Raw genomic sequence first — 18,695 nt, forward strand, 5'->3', positions numbered from 1 at the left:
TTGAGCCGACCAGGTGGCGGGCGGAGAAGATGGCAGTCGTGGAAGAGCTGACGGGCCGCGAGGCGGTGATCCAGCGCCTGCGCGATGTCGGGCTGAGGGTCACGGGCCCGCGCCTGGAGGTGCTCACGGTGCTCGCCGCGGGCGGCCATCTCGACGTCGAGGCGATCACCACCACCGCCCGGGAGCGGCTCGGCACGCTGACCAGTCAGGCCGTGTACGAGATGCTGCGGCACTTCCAGGAGACGGGCCTGGTCAGCAAGTTCGACCGGCCCGGTCTGCCCGCGGTCTTCGAGGTGTCGGGGCCGCCCCACCAGCACGCCCTGTGCACGGTGTGCGGCCGGGTGGAGAACGTGTCGGCGACGGCGCCCGAACCGCCGCGCGGGGCCCTGCGGGAGTGGCGGGTCGAGGACGCGGAGATCGTGTTCAAGGGCCTGTGCCCGGAGTGCCGGGCGAGCGCCTCCGCCGTCTGAGCAGTGGTCAACTCCGTGCGTGTCGTACGAATGTGTGGCACTGTCTAGCGGGGCGATTCAACAGGGTCCGCCGGGATCCGAGGGGAGTCTGCTGCGCCGTGTCAAGAAACGCCGCCGTGTCCCGGGTGGGCAGCGAGCAGGCCCTCGCCGTGTACCAGGAGCTCCGTTGCCACCCCGAGACCACGTTCGACGAGGTCGCGGACCGGCTTGAGCTGTCCGCCGACGAGCGCGACCGCTGCCGGGGGGAACTCTCCTCCTTAGGCCTCACCGAGCCGCGCCCGCACGCCCCGCCGGGATCTTCCGCCGGGGCACCTCCGGGCGTGGAGGCGTCCGTGACCACCGGCTGTGACCAGCCCGTTCTCGGTGACGGAAGCCCCGGGGCGGACGCCGCCGGAGGGACGGGCGGGACCGGTGCGTACACCGTCGTGGAACCCGATGTCGCACTGCTGCGGCTGCTGCGCCGGGAGCGCGACCGGCTCCAGGACCGGCTGGCGGCGGCGAGCCGGGCGCACACCGCCCTCGAAACTCTTGCCGGACCGTTTCTGCGGGCCGGGGCCGCGCCCTGTTCCGAGGTCGAGGTCGAGATCGTCACCGATCCGCAGCGGGTGCTGCGGGAGCTGACGGAGCTGACCGCTTCCGTCCGCGACGCCGTCCATGTGATGCACACCGGATCGGTGCGCCGCGAGGACATGGCCGCCGAGCTGGAGCGGGACCGCTCGCGGGCGGCCCGGGGGGTGCGGGTGCGCGCCATGTACAGCCGCCGGGTCGGCACCGTACCGGAGATGACCCAGCACCTGGAGGAGCGCGCCGCCCTCGGGGTGGAGCTGCGGCTCTCGCCGGTCGTCCCGATGAACATGGTCCTCGCGGACGAGAACTTCGCGCTGCTGCCCACGGATCCGCACGATCCGCGGTCGCCCGCCATCCTGGCCCGGGGCCCGGGCCTGGTCCGCTCGTACCTCGCGCTCTACGAGTACTGCTGGCAGGCGGCCTCCCGCTACGGCGAGGAGCCGGGCGAGACCGGCGGCGACGGGCTGTCCGGCCAGCAGCGCGCGGCGCTCCAGATGCTGGCGTCCGGCATCAAGGACGAGCAGATCGCGCGCAGTCTCGGGGTGTCGCTGCGGACCGTCAGCCGGCTGCTCTCGGAGGTCATGCAGGAGCTGGGCGCGGCGAGCCGCTTCGAAGCCGGGGTGAAAGCGGCCCGGCTCGGCCTCCTGGACGGCGAAGGGTCCGAACAGGGGGCCTAGTAAGAGGAGTTCGTCTTGCTTCACGGTAGGTGCAGACAACGCACGACGGACTCCCGCCGAGCCGTATGACAGGGTGAGGGCGGGGGCGACTCGGAGGATGAGGGGGGTCACTTCGCCATGGTCACCGCGGGAGACCACAGGGGGGACGGCACGACCGACGTCCTGCTGACCGTGTATCAGGAACTGCGCCGCCGGGGCGTCTCGGACTTCGAGGAGGTCCGGGGGGAGCTGGGTCTTGCGGCGGAGGAGTACGAGCGATGTCGCCGCGAGCTGCTGGAACTGGGCCTCATCGTGCCCACGGGGCAGGCGCACGCCACCGTGACGGCGGTGGCGGACGGGAGTTGGCGTTCCGAGACGGACACGGTCGCGGCGATCGATCCGGAGATCGCGCTGCTGCGGCTCCTGGAGCGGGAGCGGGAGCGGCTGCGGGAGCACCTGGCGGAGGCGGACGAGGCGTACAGCACGCTGGAGATCCTGGCAGGGTCCTATCTGCGGGCGGAGGCGCTGACCCGGGCGGAGGCGCATGTGGAGGCGCTGACCGACTACCGCAGGATCCAGCAGGCCATCGAGGACATCACCGATGTGATGCAGGAGAGTTCGGCGGCGATGCACCCGGGGATGCCGGGGCGGCAGAACCCGGAGCGGATGCTGGACCGGGACCGGCGGCAGATCGCCAACGGGGTGCGGGTCCGCGCCGTCTACGGCCGGCAGGAGGCCACGGACCCGTACATGGAGAAGTTCCTGGGGCTGCGCGCGGAGGTCGGCGTGGAGATCAGGCTGGCGCCGGTGGTGCCGATGAACATGATCATCGCGGACCAGCAGTTCGCCCTGGTGCCGATCCGTCCTGACGATCCGGGCGAGGGCGCGATCCTGGCGCGGGGCAGTGCGCTGGTGCGGCCGTATCTGAGCCTGTACGAGCACTGCTGGCACACGGCGACGCCGTACGGGAACGAGACGACGGCGGAGGCGGGCGGCGACGGGCTCTCGGAGCAGCAGCGGGCGGCCCTGCACATGCTGGCGTCGGGGATGAAGGACGAGCGGATCGCGCGGACGCTGGGGGTGTCGCTGCGGACGGTCAGCCGGATGATCTCGGAGCTGATGCAGGAGCTGGGGGCGACGAGCCGTTTCGAGGCGGGGGCGCGCGCGGTGCGGCTCGGCTGGCTGGACTGAGTCCCGGGATCGGCCGTACCGGACCGGACCGGACCGGACTTCCGGAGTCGACCCGACCGGACTTCCGGATTCGACCGGACCGGACCTCCGGAGTCGACCGGACCGGACCTCCGGATTCGGCTGGACCGGTCTCTCCGGATCTCCGGAGCGGCGAATTCGCGTGCGGGAAATGCCGAGGCCCCACAATCGTGGCAGCGATTGCGGGGCCTTTGGGGGGGGCGTGAATTACCGGGTCAATGTCCGGTGGTGGTACGTCAGTTGGTCGGGGTCGGCTTCGGGGGGACGACCGGCCAGCCGTTGTCCTCGGCGACACCCGCGTAGGTCTGGGGGGCGACGGGGGCGTTGCCCGAGTCGAGGGCGAAGGCGGCGCCTCCGGCGACGGCGGTACAGGCGACCATGGCGACCAGCAGCTGACGGACGGCCTTGCGGATTCCGGTGTTCTGCGCAACGGACATGATTCCTCCAGGATTTGGAATGTCGAATTCTCTTCTGGGGGCCCGTGCCGCCGGGCGTTCCCTGAAGACATCTCTATTCTGTCCCGGCGTTCGAATCGAATCCAGGGATCCTCTCTGCGTGGACCCGCCATGGCGTGGATGCGTCAATCCGCCATCTCCACAACGGAATTGACCGATCCGGAGCGCGCCATATCTTTGGTTCGACCAAAAGAGATGCTAGACTTGTGCTACGGCCTTCTCGTTCCTCCAGGAGAGAGGGGCCGCCGGGGCAGGGGCGTGCCGCCGCCCCTGCCCCACCACCCCGGGAAGGACCGGCCGGCGCGTCTCCGCGAGCGCGGCCCGGTACACCTCCACGGTCCGTGCGGCCGACGCGCGCCAGCTCATCCCGCGCGCGTGGCCGACCGCCGCCGCCCCCATGGTCACGGCCACCTCCGGGTGCTCCGCGAGCCACCGCAGCCACCGGGCGTACTCCACCGGGTCGTGGCCGTGCACGAGCCGGCCCGTCACCCCGTCCCACACCGCCGTCGGCAGCCCGCCGACCGCCGCCGCGAGGACCGGGGTCCCGCAGGCCTGCGCCTCCAGGGCCACCAGCCCGAACGACTCGCTGCGCGAGGGCACCACCAGGACGTCCGCCGCCCGGTACCAGTCCGCCAGAACGTGCTGGGCCACCGGCGGACAGGGCCGCAGCACATCGGTCACGCCCAGCTCGCGGGCCAGCTGCCACGCGGTGCCCTCCCGGGTCGCGCCCGAGTGGCCGCCGATCACCGGCACGAGGAGCCTGCGGCGCAGGTGCGGTGCCCCGGCCAGCAGTTCGGCCACGGCCCGCACGAGCACGTCCGGGCCCTTCAGCGGCTGTATGCGGCCCGCGTAGAGCGGGACGAACGCGTCGGCGGGGAGGCCCAGCCGGGCGCGGGCCGCCGCCCTGCCGTCCGCCGGGTGGAAGGTCCGCAGGTCGACCCCGGGCCGGACGACCTCGGTACGGGGCTCCTCCGCCCCGTAGAGGTCGCGCAGCGCCCGCGCCTCGTCGGCGCTGTTGGCGATCAGCCGGTCGGCGGCGGCCACCACCTGGTGCTCGCCCAGGACCCGCAGCTCCGGCTCGGGGGTGTCACCGGCGGCCAGCGAGGCGTTCTTCACCCGGGCCAGGGTGTGGGCGGTGTGCACCAGCGGGACGCGCCAGCCGACCGAGGCGATCCGACCCGCCTGCCCGGAGAGCCAGTAGTGCGAGTGGACCAGGTCGTAGCGGCGTTCCTCCTTGAGGAGCGCGAGCGAGAACGGCACCACCAGGTCGGGCATGGCCTCCTTGGGCAGCGGCTCGCGGGGACCGGCGTTCAGATGCAGGACCCTTACGCCGGGGGCGAGTTCGACCTGCGGAGCACGGTCCTCGCCCCGGCAGCGGGTGAAGAGGTCGATCTCGGCGCCCTGTTCGGCCAGGGCCCGGGCCAGCTCGACCATGTAGACGTTCATCCCGCCCGCGTCCCCCGTTCCGGGCTGGTGGAGCGGGGAGGTGTGGACGCTGAGCATGGCGACGCGCAGGGACACGAGGGGCTCCTGGGGAGAGGGGCCGCGGGTGTCCCCGCGCGTCGCTCGCGCGCACGGACACACGCGGCGGGGAAGGGGAACGGTCTGATGTGATCTTCTTCGTTCTGGCTCTTCTTCAGTTCTGTTCTTTTTTCAGTTCTGGTCTTCTGCGTTCCGGTCTCGTTTTCCGGTCTCGTTCTCGAATTTCTCTGTTCGAATCCGGTCGGCCCCGCCCGGTACATACGCGGAGACCCTTCACCCGGATGTCCGCGTATGTACTTAGTGGCTTAGTAGTTGAGGGCCGTCGTGGGGGACGGTCAGAAGCCGAAGACCGGACCCGACGGGGGTTCGAGCCGGGCCCCCGGCAGGGGCGCGGTCAGGGCGTGCCAGTCGACCGGCCGCCCCGGTGCCACCTGGAGCGCCGCCGCCAGCCGGTCGGAACCCTCCGGCATCACCGGCCTCGCCCACGCCGACAGGGCCGAGGCCACCGCCAACTGGGCCGCCAGCGCGGGAAGATGACGGCAGGAGGTGCTGGGGCGGCAGCGCTCGTGCGCGTTGACGTACCCGAAGTCGGCCACCGACCGGACCATCTCGTCCAGGACCGCCACCGCCCGGCGCGGGTCGAACGCGTCGGGGCCGTACGCCTCGCGCAGATCGTCCACGCCCCGGTGCAGCCGCCGCTCCAGGACCTCCCAGCCGGTGCCGCCGGGCAGTGCCTGCGGCGCGAGTCCGGCGCACTCCTCCCGCACGGCGGCGAAGAGCCGGGCCAGCCAGCTGTTCCAGTTCTCGTCCAGCTCCTGCCTGGCCGCCGCCAGGCGCTCCCGCTGGAAGACCGTGCGGCGGCCCAGCGGACGGGCCTGCAGGACGTGCCTGCGCAGGGTGTCGGAGCCGTACTCGGTGAGCAGGTCCAGCGCCCAGACGTTGCCCTCCCGGACGCCTTCCTCGATGACGTACGACTCGTTCACGTTGAAGTCCTGCGGCAGCTTCACGTCCTGCGCGAGCAGCAGCACCGGCAGCAGCACGGCGTGGCAGAAGGCGTGCCCGAAGCCGCAGAAGTGGATGGCGCGGCGGGGCAGCGGACCGGTCACGTCGTAGCCGAAGAGGTGCATCGCCGCCGCCTCGAAGCAGCCGTCGATCCGGTGCTCGGGGAAGCCCTCGACCGGCACCGGCAGGCCCCAGTCGGCGGGGTGGCCGACCGCGATGTCCGGCAGCCCGTCCTCGACGAGCGACTCGCACAGCGCCGCGAGCCGGGGCGGCAGGCCCGCCGTCGCCCAGTAGTCCGCGAGGGTCTCCCGGAACGGCTCCAGGGGCACGTACAGCCTGCGGCAGCGGCGGGCCACCGCCGGGGTGTCGCAGAGCGCGCAGCGGGCCGCGATCAGGTCGCCGCCGTCGTTGGGGCGGGCGCACTCGTGGCACATGCCGCCGTCGCTGGCCGCGCCGCAGTGCGGACAGGTGCCGGTGGCGTGCGCCCCGTGCAGCCAGCGGTCGCACGGCTCGCAGTAGGGCAGCAGCCGGGTGCGCGGGGCGATCACGCCCTGCGCGTACAGCCGCCCGAAGAGGTCCTGCACCCAGCGGCCGTAGCCCTTGTCGCGGCGCGGGCGCACGATGTGGTCGAACTCCACGCCGGACCGCAGCCAGTCGGCGGTGATCGCGGCCCGGTAGCCCTCCGCGACCTCCTCCGGCTTGCGGTGGTGGCGCAGCGCCCGGACCTCGACGGAGCTGGCGTGGTCGGCGGTGCCGGTGGTGAACCGCACCGCCTCGCCCTCGGCGCGCAGATAGCGGGTGAGGACGTCGGCGGCGACGTACGGCCCCGCGAGGTGGCCGATGTGCAGCTCGCCGTGGGTGGCGGGAGGGGTCGCGGTGATCCAGACTGGGGTGCTCATGGGACCTCCTTGACGCTGTGGTGCGGTGGGCTTCAGCGGTCGCGGTCGGCGGAGCGCTGTCGGCGCAGGGCGGCCAGCGGGGTCGGGTCGGCGGTGCGGGTCAGCGGGGCTCGAAGTGGAAGGACCTGATGAAGCAGTCGCGCGGCTGCTCGACCGCGTAGACGATGCATTCGAAGAGGGCCTGCGTCGTCAGTTTCTCGTCGGGTGCTATGCCGTCCGGGTTCGATCCGTCCCATTCCGCGAAGCGCGGGTCGGAGATCGAGAAGTCGGGCGGGAAGAGGGAGAAGACGCGGACTCCGGACGGCCGCAGGCGGCGCGAGAGGATGTCGGCGAATCCGGCCTGGGCGCTCTTCGCCGCCCAGAAGGCCTCGTGCGCGGCGCCCGCGGTCGCCGCGGAGGCGCCCTCGGCGTCGCGGACGGCGACCATGTTGACGATGTCGGGCCGCAGCGAGCCGCGCAGCAGCGGCAGGAAGTGCTTCACCATGAGGACCGTGCCGCCGGCCGTCGACTCGATCGTCTCGACGATCTCGGCGTCGCTGGCCGCCTCCAGGTCCATGCCGTCGAGCCAGCGGGCCCCGTTGTTCACCAACAGGTCGACGCGGTCGGTGTGTTCGGAGACCCGGGAGGCGAACTCCCTGATCTCGGACGGCTTGCTGAGGTCACAGCCGAAGGCGTGGATGCGGTCGCGGGCGGAACCCATGACCTCCGCGCGGGTGCGTTCGGCGGCCTCGACGGTACGTGCCGAGACGTAGACCTCGGCGCCGAGATGGGCGAATCCGACGGCGAGCGCGCGACCGAAATAGCGGGACGCTCCGGTCACGACGACACGCAGATTCTCGAATTTCATGTGTGTCTGCTCTCCCCACGGATACCGATGGCCGGTCCCGTTCAGCGTGGCAGAGGGAAGCGGCCCCGCACCTGGTGAGAGGGGTGCGCGTTCACGCCGTTGCGTGGACACGCCAGGGCAGTTCGAGCCTGTCGAGCACGTCCGCGCGCTTGTGGTGCACCCCCACCCGGTCGGGTTCCGCCGTCACCGTGACCGGTCCGCCGGGGGTGCGCACGGGGCCGTGGACCGGCGGTACAACCGTGCCGTCGAGGGCCCCGGCGGCGGCGAGGGCGGCGGCGCCCGTGAGGGCGAGCCGGGGGTGCCAGCCGCCGACGGTCAGGGCCCGCACGGACAGCCCGCCGGGCCCCGCGCCGAAGGCGGCGATCTTGGGGAGCGCGGAGTGCGGCGGGTGCCCGAGGAGCCGGGCGGCCTCGGCGCGCAGCGCGAGCAGCCGGTCCCGCAGGGCGTCGTCGCCCCGGTGCGCGGCCAGGTGCCGGACGTCGACGAAGACGTACGGATTGCCGTACGACACGAGGGAGACGGGCGTCCCGTCGAGCACGTCGACGGGACGCCCGCTGGGCAGCCCGCCGGGCGCGCCGGGTGGCCGCAGGAAGTGCAGGGTGTACGGGGGCGGGGCGGTGGGGGCGGGGGCGGGGGCGGGGGTGTGCGGCGGTACGGGCGGGGGCTCGGGGGCGTACGGGAGCGCGGGCGGGGGGCCGGAGCCGTACGGCGGTACGGGCGGGGGTCCGGGGGTGGCGTACGCCGGTACGGGGCCGGGTTCCGGTGTGCAGAGGACCGTGTCGCCGGTGGTGACCGCGCGGACGGTGACGGGTCCCGGGCGGCCCTCGGCGACCACGCAGGCGAGGAGGGAGTGCCCGCAGCCGGTGCGGAAGTCGAACCGGCCGTCCGGGAGCGCCTGGACGAACCGGTAGTCGAGGTCGCGCCCCGGGCGGGCGGCGGGCCCGTACAGGGCGATCTTGTTGAGCCGTGCGTACGGCGTCCCGGCGAGCGCCCGGCGCAGCCGGGCCAGTTCGCCCCCGAGTGCGAGGGCCCCGGCGGGCAGTTGGTCGAGCCGTACGACGAGCGTGGGCCCGGGGGCGTCCCGCGCCCGGACGACGGTGGCCCGGACGGGGGTGGGGTGGACGGGGGCCCGGTGGGGGCCGGGCGGGGCCCGGTGGGGCCGGGAGGGGGGCGTTCCGAGGGGCCGGGCGGGGGGCGTTCCGAGAGGCTGGGCGGGGGGCGCGCCGGACGCCTCGCCGGGCGCCGCACCGAGTGTCGCGTCCGGCGCCGGGAGGTGCCGGGGCGGGGGACCCGGTGGCGGGGCGGCGCCCGTCCCCGGGGGCCGGGCCGCCCCGGCGGGCGCCCTGTTCCGGCCCTGGGCCTTCGGTGCGGCGGGCCGGGTCGTGGTCGCGGGCCCGGTCGTGGTCACCGGCCCGGAATCGGGCCCGGACCCGGCGTCGGGCCCGGACCCGCGTCCGGACTCAGGCCCGGACTCGGGCCCGCTCGTGACTCCGCTCGCGGGTCCGGGCCGGTGGTCAGGCCGGTGGTCAGGCCGGTGGTCAGGCCGCACAGCCGACCGGGATGCGCATGCCCTGGACCACCTCCGTCCACAGCTCGTGGACGGCGAGGGCCCACAGGGCCTGCGCGTCGTGGCGCGAGGGGCGTTCGAGCTGACGGGCGAGGAGCTTCTGGACCCGGTCCGCGCGGACCTTCCCGCCGAGGACGAGCCGGGCCGGGGAGAGGAGTTCGCGGACGGTCTCCAGGAGCGGGCTGCCGGGCGTGAGCATCGCCGCGACCGGCAGCGTGAAGGGCTGCTTGGGGCGCCGCAGCACCGTGGCGGGCAGCAGTTCGGCCCCCGCCTCGTACAGCGCGCGCTTGCCCGTCCGCGCCTCCGCCGGAAGTCCGCGGGCGTGCGCCACGACGGACGGCTGGCAGAACGGCAGGCGGGCCTCCACGGCCCAGGCCATGGAGAGGTGGTCGACCCGCCGCAGGTGGTACGCGGGGAGCCGCCAGCGGGTCTCGAAGGCCGTCATGGCGGTGAGCCGGTCCTCGCCGACGGCCTCGGCGGAGCGCAGTTCCTGCTCGATGCGGTCGGCCGCGGAGCCCTGATCGGCGATGTGGGCACGGTAGTTGGCGGTGTAGAGGTGCTCGCGGAGCAGTCGGGGGGCGGCGGACAGGGCGTCGGTGTAGAGCGCGGCCCAGTCGGACCCGGCGGGCGCGGCGAGCGCCTCCCGCATCCGGTCGTAGCCGCCGAAGAGTTCGTCGGCGCCGTCGCCGGTGAGGGCGACGGTGAAGCCGCTCTGGCGGACGGCGCGGAACAGCGCGTACGTGGAGAGGGTGATGGGGTCGGCGTTGGGCTGCCCCAGGTGGCGGACGGTCCGGGTGAGGAGGGAGCCGAGTTCGTCGGGGTCGACCACGACCTCGTGGTGGACGGTCCGGGTGCGGCGGGCGACGGAACGGGCGTACGCGGCCTCGGAGTCGGGCCACCGGCCCCGGTAGGTGAGGTGGAAGGTGTGCAGCGGCGGCGCGTCGGCCTCCCGGGCCTGCTCGGCGGCGAGCGCGGTGACGAGGCCGGAGTCGAGCCCGCCGCTGGTGATCGCGCAGACGGGCACCTCGGCCTGGGCGAGCCTGCGCACCTCGTGCCGCAGCACGTCCTGGGTGTCGCCGACGGGCACGGCGCCCCGGTGGGGGCCCCGGCGGCGGACGACGGGCGCCGTACCGGGCCGGACGAGGGCGGTGGCGCCGGGCGGCAGGACGCTGACGCCGTCGAGCGCGGTGTGGGCGGAGAAGGAGGTACGGGTGGCGAGGACGGTGTCGAGGGAGTCCTCGCGGGGGGCGATGCGCACCCCTTCGAAGGCGAGGAGGGCGGGGATCTCGGAGGCGAAGCGGGTGGATCCGTCGTAGGGGTCGTGGTGGAGGTGGAGCGGCTTCATGCCCATGTCGTCCACGGCCAGGACGAGTTGGGTGCTGGCGGGACGCAGGTCGAGGACGGCGACGGCGAACATGCCGTCGATGTGTTCGGCGAAGGCGGGGCCGTACTCGGCGTAGAGCGCGGGGAGCACGGTGCCGTCGCAGCGGTCGGGGAAGCGGTGGCCGCGCGCGGCGAGGGTCCGGCGCAGCTCGACGTGGTTGTAGATCTCGCCGTTGAGCACGGCGAGGATGCCGGGGAGGTGGGGCAGCCGGTAGGGCTGCTGTCCGCCGCAGGGGTCGGTGACGGCGAGCCGGTCGCAGCCGAGGGACCAGCCGGGCCCGCTGAGCACCTGGTGTTCGTCGGGCCCGCCGTGGCGTTGGCGCGCGGAGACCGCCGCGAGCTGGGCCGGCTCGGGGCGGTCCGCCCCTGCGGCGAAGGAGCCGAGAACTCTGCACACGCCGATCGCCTCCTGATCCGAAGTCACTGCCTGTCATGACGCGTTGCACCCAATGATTTGAATCTACCAAGCTTTTGAATGGCGCGTAAGTGCCATGTCCAGTTCACGCCACGACGTGACCTTGCGACGCCCCCTCCGCCCCCACAGGCTGGCCCCATGAGGGACATGGAGGACCACGCGACGAGCGCCCTGGCGGACACGGCCCCCGACCGCGGCGCACCGGAATCTCTGCTGGTCGTGGCCGCGCACCCGGACGACATCGAGTTCTGTGTCAGCGGCACGGTCATGCAGTGGATCGAGCGCGGCACCCGTGTCACGTACTGCATCGTCACGGACGGCGGCGCCGGTGGTTACGACGAGCGGCTGCCCCGCCAGGCGATGGCGGACCTGCGCCGCGCCGAGCAGGTCCACTCCGCCAAGCTCAGCGGAGTCGCCGACGTCCGCTTCCTCGGCTACCCCGACAGCTTCGTCGAGGCGTCCGTCACACTCCGCCGCGACCTGTGCCGGATCATCCGCGAGGTACGGCCGCAGCGGGCCATCATCCCCTCCCCCGAGATCAACTGGTCCCGGGTCGCCGACCTCCACCCCGACCACCGTGCCGTCGGCGACGCCTGTCTCCGCGCGATCTACCCCGAGGCCCGCAACCCCTTCGCCCACTCCGAACTCCTCAAGCACGAGGGCCTCAAGCCCTGGACGGTCCACGAGTTGTGGCTGATGACGGGGCCCACCCCCAACCAGTACGTGGACGTCACCCCCGTCTTCGAGCGCAAGGTCGAGGCACTGCGCATCCACACCTCCCAGACCGCCCACTTCGACGACCTGGCGGGGCTGCTCCGCACCTGGCTCGGCGAGCACGCGACGGCGGGCGGACTGCCGCCGGGCCGGATGGCCGAGGCCTTCCAGATCGTGCACATCGACTGACGGCACGCCGTGCGCGCGGGCCGACCACCACCGCGCGCCTCGGGCCGCGTGCCCGTGCGCCTCCGTCGTGTGTCCGTACACCTCGACTGCGTGTCCGTACGCCTCGGCCGTGTGGCCGCGCGCCTCGGGCCGTGGCCCGCGCGCTTCACACGACTCCGGTACGCCCCCGGCGGGCCGCCGCGCGCCTTGTGGGGCGAGGGGGCCCATGAGAACGTGTGCGACCAAAACGGCTTCCGCTGGGGGGAGTTCACTCGGTGACGATCGAGCGCACGCACGGGGAACGGGCCCTGATGGACGAGCACGGCCTGCCCTGGCCGACGGCTGACGAGGACGCCGCCGGCCGGGCCGGAACCGGTCTGCGCACCTGCGCGGACCACCTCGCGGACGACGGCGCGGACACCGCCAAGGTCCTGCAACGGCTGCTGTCCGGCGGGCGCGGGGAGGCGGCGGACGCGCTCGCCGCGCACGGGGCCCGCGTCCGGGGCCATTTCGCCCGGACGAACGAGGCCGCCGTCGTGATCGCCTCGGAGCTGCTGAACTGCGGTGACGTGATCGCCGTGCACAAGGACGCGGCCCGCGACACCGTCGCCCGCCTCGCCGCCGCCCTCCCGCCGCCCTCCCCCGTGCCCGGAAGCATCCGGCCGCCGCTGGACGCGGCGCGGCGGAACGCCGTGGAGGGCGCCCGCGCCGGACTCCGGTCGATCGAGGCGGAGGCGTTCGACGGCTGTGCCGCCCGGGCCACCGCCGCCCGCGCCGACCCGGCGGTCGCGGGCCTCCCGGACGTCCCGGCCGACCTGGCGGGCAGGCGCCGCGCGACCGGGGGCGGCACGGGCCCCGGCATCACGGGCGGCACGGGGATCGTGGGCGGAGGCGGGGCGGGCGGCGGAGCCGTCGGGGGCGGGGGCGGAGTTGTCGGAGGCGGCGGCGGAGCCGTCGGAAGTGGCAGTGGGGCCGTCGGGGGCGGGGGCGCGGTGGTCGGTGCCGGGCGGTTGCCGTCCGACCGGCTGCTCGGCGAACTGCCGGGACACGGGCCTCCGGTGGGCACCCCGTGGAGTCTCCGCGTCGACTTCCAGGAGCACGCGCGGGCGGCCACCCGGCTCTCCGAGATCGCCGACAGGATCTCCGGCCGGACCACGAACGCGCTGTCCCGCGCCCTGCACGACCTGGAGGAACTCCGGCGGAGCGGCTCGCTCGGAGCCTCGGCCGCCGCCGGGTTCGCCCCGCTCCTCGACGACCTCGACCGTGCCGTCCGCGCCCTGGGCCGACATCTCTCCGGCCCCCTGCGCGACGCGGTCCGCGCGGCGGGGCAGGACCAGGAGCGGACGGAGGACGCCCACCGGCAGCGCTTCGACCGGCCGCGGTAGCCGCCCGTACGGCCACAGCCGGGTGGTCGGCCCGTATCCGTAGGGGCAACGAGCCCGGCGGCCCGCCCCCCGTAAGGGTCCCGGCGGCCACGCCCCTCCCCGTAAGGATCCCGGCCGCCGCCCCTCCCCGCGGAGGGCCCGCCCCTACGGGTACGTCCCGGGTACGTCCCCTACGGGCGGACCCGCCCCCGGGAAGTCCCGGGGGCGGGTCCGTTCGGTGCGGCGGCCGGGGGCCGGGTCAGCAGGCGCCGAGGTCCTGCCAGACGCCCCACTGGCCGGTGGTGCCGGGCTCCTCGCCCGTCGTCCACCACTTGGCCTTCCAGGTGTGGCCCTTGTGCGAGACGGTCTGGCCGCCGGTGTAGACGGAGGAGGTCACCCACGGCCCGGCGGTGCACTGGGTGGCGCCGCCGTTGACGGTCAGGGTGAGGACCGCCGCGTGACCGGCCGAGGCGCTCGCCCCGTTGACGACGATCTGGTAGGTGCCGGAGACCGTGGTCGCGGCGGTGTTCACGGTGAGGGTCGAGGAACCTCCGGCCGTCACCGAGGCGGGGCTGAGGGCGGCGGTGACCCCGGCGGGCAGACCGCTGACGGAGAGGTTCACCGTCTGGGCCGTACCGGCGGTGACGGCCGTGCCGATGGTGGCCGTGGTGGAGCCGCCCGCCGTGACGGTCGCGGCGGCCGGGTTCGCGGTCACCGAGAAGTCGTCGGTGGGGGCGGTGGTGCCGCTGGTGAACGGCGCGAAGATGTGGGAGAAGTCCCAGGTGTTCTGCTGGATGCCGGAGCAGTTGTCGGCGGCGGCGCCACCCGGGCAGCTGCCGTTGTCACGCTGGAGCGCCCAGAACGACAGGGTGTTGATGCCCTTGGCGACGGCCCAGTCGTAGACCGTACGGGCGTTGGCGAGGGTGAAGGTCTCGGCCGGGCCGAAGTCGTCGACGCCGATCATCTCGGTGATGCCGACCATGCCCCAGAGCTGGGCGGGGGTCTTGGCGGGGTAGAGCTTGGCGAGCTGGTCGTACAGGCCCTGGCCCGCGGTCTTGGTGTCGGCGGCCATGTCGTGGGCCGCGTTGTCGTAGTAGTCGAAGGTCATCATGTTGACGACGTCGACCTTGGCGCCGTTGGTGACGGCGTTCTTGAGCAGGGCGACCCCGTTGGCGGCGAGGCCCCGGGTGGTCGTCGGCAGGGTGTACGAGATCTCGATCTTGCGCCCGTTGGCGGCGGCCCAGTCCTGGAGGACCTTGATGGCCTTGTTGCGGCGGTCGATCCCGGCGGTGTTGTCGAGGGAGTCGACCTCGATGTCCATGTCGAGCCGGGTGATGTCGTAGGTCGTGATGACCTTCTGGTAGACGGCCGCGATCTGGTTGACGTCGGTGCAGCTGTCGGCGATCTCGGTGCCGGTGGTGTCGGCCGTGTACCCGCCGAAGGAGGGGATGACGTCGCCGCCGCGCGACTGGATGGTCCTGATGTCGGCGCCGAAGGAGGACTGGGCGACGGGAGTGCCGGTGTCGCCGTTCCAGTACGCGGTGCACGAGCCCTTGGCGGCGGTCTGGAGGAACGCCATGGTCAGGTGCTTGGCGCCCGACTGGGCGCTGAGGGCGGCGGGGCTCTCCCCGGTCCAGGCCTCGAAGTAGGGGGCGAAGACATGGGCGGGGAGCGGGGTGGCCGCCTGGGCGGGGGCGGTGGTGGTCGCGGCCAGGCCCAGGGCGGCGACGGCGGTCGCGGCGGCGGTGAGGGCGGAGCGGAGCGACCTCATGCGTCTCATCATGGCCATCCAATGACTGTGGGGGGGGCGGGGGAGGGGTGCGGCAACGCCGTTGTCGCGCACGGCCGTTGGGATACGGAAACCCCGGCCGCCGGGTCGCGTCAACGACTTGGGCGGCACTTGAACAAACCTTGGACTAGACCAATTTGGGCCATGGGTGCGTGGTGCATCCACCGGGGGCGGGCCCTGCCTCGCGCGTTGCGCCGGGCGCGCGGGACTGGTCCAGTGAGCCACCCGTGCGGCCCGGCGGGGACGGGGCCCGAGGCGGAAGGGGACCGGTCGGCGCGGGGAACCGGTTCCTCCGCCCGGACGGCGGGTCCGCCGTACAACCCTTCGCCCTCTTCGTGAGTCATCCGGTCGTGGCGTGTCGGCGCCATGACCCCGACTCGGCTGGAGGTACGGCGCGTTGTCCCACGGAAGAAGACATCGACGGCTCGGGACGGCGGTCCTGGTCGCGCTCGCGGTGACGGCGGGCCTCTCGGGAGGAACCGCGACGGCGACCGCCGCGACGACCGAGAGCGCCACCGCCGCGACGACCGGGACCGCGACCGCCGCGACGGCGGAGGGCACCACCGCCCCGGCGCGGGCCCTCGCGCCCGCGGCGGCGGACCCGGCGGACGCGTTCGGCCCCGGTGACAGCCTCGTGAGCCTGGGCCGTACGGGATTCCTGTCCTGGGACGCGGAGGACGCGAACGTGGCGCGCTGGACGCGCTTCGCCGACGGCAGCGTGTACACCTTCCCCCCGAACCACTTCGTCTTCGGCTCGCGGGACTCCGATCTGGTCGTGGAACAGCGGCGCGACCTCGTCACGCTCAGGGACATGACGACCGGCGAGAGCGTCCAGCAGGTGTCCACCACGAGCGCGGGTCCGGACGGGCAGTTCGCCGGGGCCGTGCGGGAACACGTCTTCGTCTCCGCCGACGACTCCGAAGGCACCCGCAAGGTCCTGTACGTGTACTCCCCCGGCGAGGCGGGAGCGGCGCCGTCCCGGCGGGCCGTGACCGGTCTGCCGACGGACGCCACGAGCCTGTTCGCCGTCGGGGCCGCGGGCGACGACGTCCTGGTCACCTACCGGACGGGGCCGGGCGCGGTCAGGACCCACTGGGCGGTCGTGGACCTCGGGACGGCGGGCGTCACCGCGCACCGGGAGACGACCTCCGCCACGTACGGGAGCAGCTCGCCCGTGCTCTCCGCCACCCATGTCGCCTGGACGCGGCACAACGAGCGGGAGACGGTCGTCGAGGTCCTGGAGCGGGCCACGGGAAGGCTCCAGCGGATCGTCCTCCCTAACGCGGGCAACCTCACGCTCGGCCTGGTCGGGAAGTGGGTGACGTACGCCAGGAGGGACGGGCTCCTCGACACCTCGGTCAGCGCGCAGCACGCGGTGACGGCCCGCGACCTGTACGGCACGGCCACCCGGAAGCTGCTCGACCACGCCGTAGAGGGCCTCGACGCCCCCGGGGACGCGGTCGGGGTCCGGGGCGGCACGGTGGCGGGCGGCGAGGGCGTGTACCGGATCGAGCCCGGCGCGGGCGGTGTGCCGGTCGCCACCCGGGTCGCCGCCACGGGCGCGCCGACCAAGGTCACCCTGCTGGGCCACAACGTCCCCGCCACGCTGGACCTCGACCGGTCCGGCGGCCGGTTCACCCTGAACTGGCGGCTCAGCCGCACCAACGTGTCGATGACGGCGAAGCTCCGCAACACCCGCACCGGCGAGTACGTCACCGAGAACGCGCTGCCCGTGACCGGCGTGTACGACCCGCACACCATGACCTACGCGTGGCGGGGCGAGCTCCTGTGGGAGGGCCGCGCCGACCAGTGGACCGGCGCGTCGCCGGGCCCGTACACCTGGGAGATCACCGCGAAGCCGCTGAACGGCATCGGCCCCGACCTGCGGGCCTCGGGGTCGTTCACGGTCACGCGGAAGCCCGGCGCGCACGACTACGACAGCGACGGCTCACCGGACGTGCTGGCCCGTGACACGACGGGCCGCCTGTGGATCCACGACTCCTTCACGATGTGGCCCTGGTCCCAGCAGCTGAACCAGAACCCGAAGCGGCTCGTCGGCTCCGGCTGGGGGGCCTACGACCGGATCGAGGCGGCCGGGAACCTCGGCGGTTCGACCGCCCCGGACCTGGTCGCCCGGGACCGGGCGGGCGTCCTGTGGCTGTACCGGGGGACGGGCGACGGGCGGACGCCGTTCGCCACGCGGGCCAGGATCGGCGGCGGCTGGAGCGGGTACGACAAGCTGACCGGCGGCTCGGACGTCACCGGGGACGGCAGGCCCGACCTGCTCGCCGCGGACCGGTCCGGAGTCCTCTGGCTCCACCCCGGCACGGGCGACGTGAACGCGCCCTTCGCGGCCCGCAAGCGGATCGGCGGCGGCTGGGGGGCCTACGCCGACATCACCGCCGTGGGGAACCTCGCGGGCGGCGCCGCCGGTGACCTGGTGGCCCGCGACCGGGCGGGCGTCCTCTGGCTCCACCTCGGCAAGGGCGACGGCACGCTCGCGCCGCGCACCCGGATCGGCAGCGGCTGGGGCGCGTTCAGGCACCTGGTCGGCGCCGGGGACGGCGACCTCGACGGCCGCCCGGACCTGTTCGCCGCGGCATCGGGCCCCTCCGCGTCCCTGTACCGGGGAACCGGCGACTGGAGGCGCCCGTTCCACGCCCCTTGGCTGGTGGGCACGCTGATCACGCCGCCGGAGGTGGTGAACGACCTGTACGTCTGACGGGGTGCCGGGCCCACGGGCCCGAGCCGGGTGCCCGGCGGGGAGCCACGCCGCGAGCCCACCGGCCGCGAACCACCACGGCGGGAGCCCGGCCGCGAGCCCACCGCCGCGGGAGCCCGGCCACGGGCGCCCGCGGCCCGGTGGGCTCGCCGTGCGTCCGGCCCCGGACGGGGAAGAGGCCGCGGCCCGCGACCCGGCCGTGCCCGGGCGTCGCCGGAGGGACCGGGGGCGCGCCGGGCGGGGTGAGCGCTCCTTCACGGCCGGTCTTCGCGCGTTTCGGGCCAATGGCGGGCCGTCACCCACCCCGGGGATTGGTCAGGTACATGATAAGTGGATCGATGGCCGGCGGGGCGCGGCCGACGACCGGCGGTCCGTGGTCCCGTCCGCCGGTCCGGCACCGCCCGCGCCCCCGCTCCGGCCGTCCCCGGTCCACCACTGCTCGAGGGAGAGACATGAACCTACGCGTCGGCAAGGGAAGCATGGCGCTGGCCGCCGGAGTGGTCCTGCTCGTCGGTGGCGCCACCGCCCCGTCCGCCGACGCCTCGGCGGCGTCGGGCCCGTTCACCTGGGTCAACGGGAACTCGGGCAAGTGCCTGGAGATCCGGGGCGACTCCACGGCCAACGGGGCCCTCGCCAACCAGTGGGACTGCAACGGCTCGAACACCCAGCGCTGGTACAGCTCCGACCTCAACGGCTGGGGCACGCTGGTCAACGCGAACTCGGGCAAGTGCCTGGAGATCCGCGGGGACTCCACCGCCAACGGGGCCCTCGCCAACCAATGGGACTGCAACGGTTCCACCACCCAGCTCTGGTACTGGACTTCGTCGAACACCCTGGTCAACGGGAACTCGGGCAAGTGTCTGGAGATCCTCGGGGACTCCACCGCGAACGGCGCCACCGCCAACCAGTGGGCATGCAACAGCTCCAGCACCCAGATCTGGCGCTGAGCGCGACGGGACCGGGGGCGCCGGGGGCGGGGGCGCCGG

General features: G+C 73.9%; 14 protein-coding genes. 7 read left to right on the forward strand and 7 right to left on the reverse strand.

Annotation, left to right across the window (positions count from 1 at the left end; genetic code table 11):
• Positions 1-29: 29 nt before the first annotated feature.
• The 3 genes from ACIRQY_RS07430 (at position 30) to ACIRQY_RS07440 (ending at position 2,884) form a co-directional block, all read left to right on the forward strand.
• Positions 30-470 (forward strand): transcriptional repressor, encoded by a 441-nt coding sequence (locus tag ACIRQY_RS07430; RefSeq protein ID WP_351780735.1) that lies wholly within the window; start codon positions 30-32, stop codon positions 468-470.
• A 98-nt stretch (positions 471-568) separates the two neighbouring features.
• A complete protein-coding gene (locus ACIRQY_RS07435; protein ID WP_403922794.1) occupies positions 569-1,714 on the forward strand; it encodes a LuxR C-terminal-related transcriptional regulator in 1,146 nt (381 codons plus the stop codon).
• Positions 1,715-1,831: 117 nt separating this feature from the next.
• Positions 1,832-2,884, forward strand: a complete 1,053-nt coding sequence (locus tag ACIRQY_RS07440; RefSeq protein WP_403922795.1) for a LuxR C-terminal-related transcriptional regulator — start codon at positions 1,832-1,834, stop codon at positions 2,882-2,884.
• 254 nt (positions 2,885-3,138) lie between these two features.
• Here the strand turns inward: ACIRQY_RS07440 and ACIRQY_RS07445 are convergent, their stop codons facing one another.
• From ACIRQY_RS07445 to asnB, 6 genes are all read right to left on the reverse strand, one after another.
• The gene (locus ACIRQY_RS07445; RefSeq protein WP_351780729.1) at positions 3,139-3,339 is read right to left on the reverse strand and encodes a hypothetical protein; all 201 of its coding nucleotides are present in this window, start codon (positions 3,337-3,339) and stop codon (positions 3,139-3,141) included.
• A gap of 216 nt (positions 3,340-3,555) precedes the next feature.
• The gene (mshA, locus tag ACIRQY_RS07450) at positions 3,556-4,860 is read right to left on the reverse strand and encodes a D-inositol-3-phosphate glycosyltransferase (protein WP_403922849.1); all 1,305 of its coding nucleotides are present in this window, start codon (positions 4,858-4,860) and stop codon (positions 3,556-3,558) included.
• Positions 4,861-5,174: 314 nt separating this feature from the next.
• On the reverse strand, positions 5,175-6,740 hold the full coding sequence (locus ACIRQY_RS07455) for a class I tRNA ligase family protein (protein WP_351780727.1): 1,566 nt from the start codon (positions 6,738-6,740) through the stop codon (positions 5,175-5,177).
• 100 nt (positions 6,741-6,840) lie between these two features.
• Positions 6,841-7,587 (reverse strand): SDR family oxidoreductase, encoded by a 747-nt coding sequence (locus ACIRQY_RS07460; protein ID WP_351780725.1) that lies wholly within the window; start codon positions 7,585-7,587, stop codon positions 6,841-6,843.
• 91 nt (positions 7,588-7,678) lie between these two features.
• Complete coding sequence (locus ACIRQY_RS07465) at positions 7,679-8,995, reverse strand: hypothetical protein (RefSeq protein WP_403922796.1); 1,317 nt, start codon at positions 8,993-8,995, stop codon at positions 7,679-7,681.
• 130 nt (positions 8,996-9,125) lie between these two features.
• The gene (gene asnB, locus ACIRQY_RS07470; protein ID WP_351780721.1) at positions 9,126-10,934 is read right to left on the reverse strand and encodes an asparagine synthase (glutamine-hydrolyzing); all 1,809 of its coding nucleotides are present in this window, start codon (positions 10,932-10,934) and stop codon (positions 9,126-9,128) included.
• A 156-nt stretch (positions 10,935-11,090) separates the two neighbouring features.
• On the opposite strand from asnB, the gene ACIRQY_RS07475 reads away from it, so the two are divergent.
• Both ACIRQY_RS07475 and ACIRQY_RS07480 read left to right on the forward strand, forming a co-directional pair.
• Positions 11,091-11,855, forward strand: coding sequence for a PIG-L deacetylase family protein (locus ACIRQY_RS07475; protein WP_351780720.1), 765 nt, complete (start codon positions 11,091-11,093; stop codon positions 11,853-11,855).
• Between the two features lie 254 nt (positions 11,856-12,109).
• Complete coding sequence (locus ACIRQY_RS07480) at positions 12,110-13,219, forward strand: WXG100 family type VII secretion target (RefSeq protein ID WP_403922797.1); 1,110 nt, start codon at positions 12,110-12,112, stop codon at positions 13,217-13,219.
• A 238-nt stretch (positions 13,220-13,457) separates the two neighbouring features.
• Here the strand turns inward: ACIRQY_RS07480 and ACIRQY_RS07485 are convergent, their stop codons facing one another.
• On the reverse strand, positions 13,458-14,978 hold the full coding sequence (locus ACIRQY_RS07485; RefSeq protein ID WP_351781145.1) for a glycosyl hydrolase family 18 protein: 1,521 nt from the start codon (positions 14,976-14,978) through the stop codon (positions 13,458-13,460).
• A 406-nt stretch (positions 14,979-15,384) separates the two neighbouring features.
• Between ACIRQY_RS07485 and ACIRQY_RS07490 the strand changes: the two genes are divergently transcribed.
• Positions 15,385-17,709, forward strand: coding sequence for a VCBS repeat-containing protein (locus ACIRQY_RS07490; protein ID WP_403922798.1), 2,325 nt, complete (start codon positions 15,385-15,387; stop codon positions 17,707-17,709).
• A gap of 452 nt (positions 17,710-18,161) precedes the next feature.
• Positions 18,162-18,656 (forward strand): RICIN domain-containing protein, encoded by a 495-nt coding sequence (locus ACIRQY_RS07495; RefSeq protein ID WP_403922799.1) that lies wholly within the window; start codon positions 18,162-18,164, stop codon positions 18,654-18,656.
• Positions 18,657-18,695 lie beyond the last annotated feature (39 nt).

It is taken from the genome of Streptomyces sp. NPDC101490, assembly GCF_044767145.1.
In the GTDB taxonomy this organism is placed as follows: Bacteria; Actinomycetota; Actinomycetes; order Streptomycetales; family Streptomycetaceae; genus Streptomyces.

What these genes read in the sequence shown, in the direction of transcription:
- ACIRQY_RS07455 (WP_351780727.1), bottom strand. Translation starts at nt 6,740, where the DNA reads ATGAGCACCCCAGTCTGGATCACCGCGACCCCTCCCGCCACCCACGGC.
- ACIRQY_RS07430 (WP_351780735.1), top strand. Translation starts at nt 30, where the DNA reads ATGGCAGTCGTGGAAGAGCTGACGGGCCGCGAGGCGGTGATCCAGCGC.
- ACIRQY_RS07440 (WP_403922795.1), top strand. Translation starts at nt 1,832, where the DNA reads ATGGTCACCGCGGGAGACCACAGGGGGGACGGCACGACCGACGTCCTG.
- ACIRQY_RS07445 (WP_351780729.1), bottom strand. Translation starts at nt 3,339, where the DNA reads ATGTCCGTTGCGCAGAACACCGGAATCCGCAAGGCCGTCCGTCAGCTG.
- mshA (WP_403922849.1), bottom strand. Translation starts at nt 4,860, where the DNA reads ATGCTCAGCGTCCACACCTCCCCGCTCCACCAGCCCGGAACGGGGGAC.
- ACIRQY_RS07485 (WP_351781145.1), bottom strand. Translation starts at nt 14,978, where the DNA reads ATGAGACGCATGAGGTCGCTCCGCTCCGCCCTCACCGCCGCCGCGACC.
- ACIRQY_RS07460 (WP_351780725.1), bottom strand. Translation starts at nt 7,587, where the DNA reads ATGAAATTCGAGAATCTGCGTGTCGTCGTGACCGGAGCGTCCCGCTAT.
- ACIRQY_RS07495 (WP_403922799.1), top strand. Translation starts at nt 18,162, where the DNA reads ATGAACCTACGCGTCGGCAAGGGAAGCATGGCGCTGGCCGCCGGAGTG.
- ACIRQY_RS07475 (WP_351780720.1), top strand. Translation starts at nt 11,091, where the DNA reads ATGAGGGACATGGAGGACCACGCGACGAGCGCCCTGGCGGACACGGCC.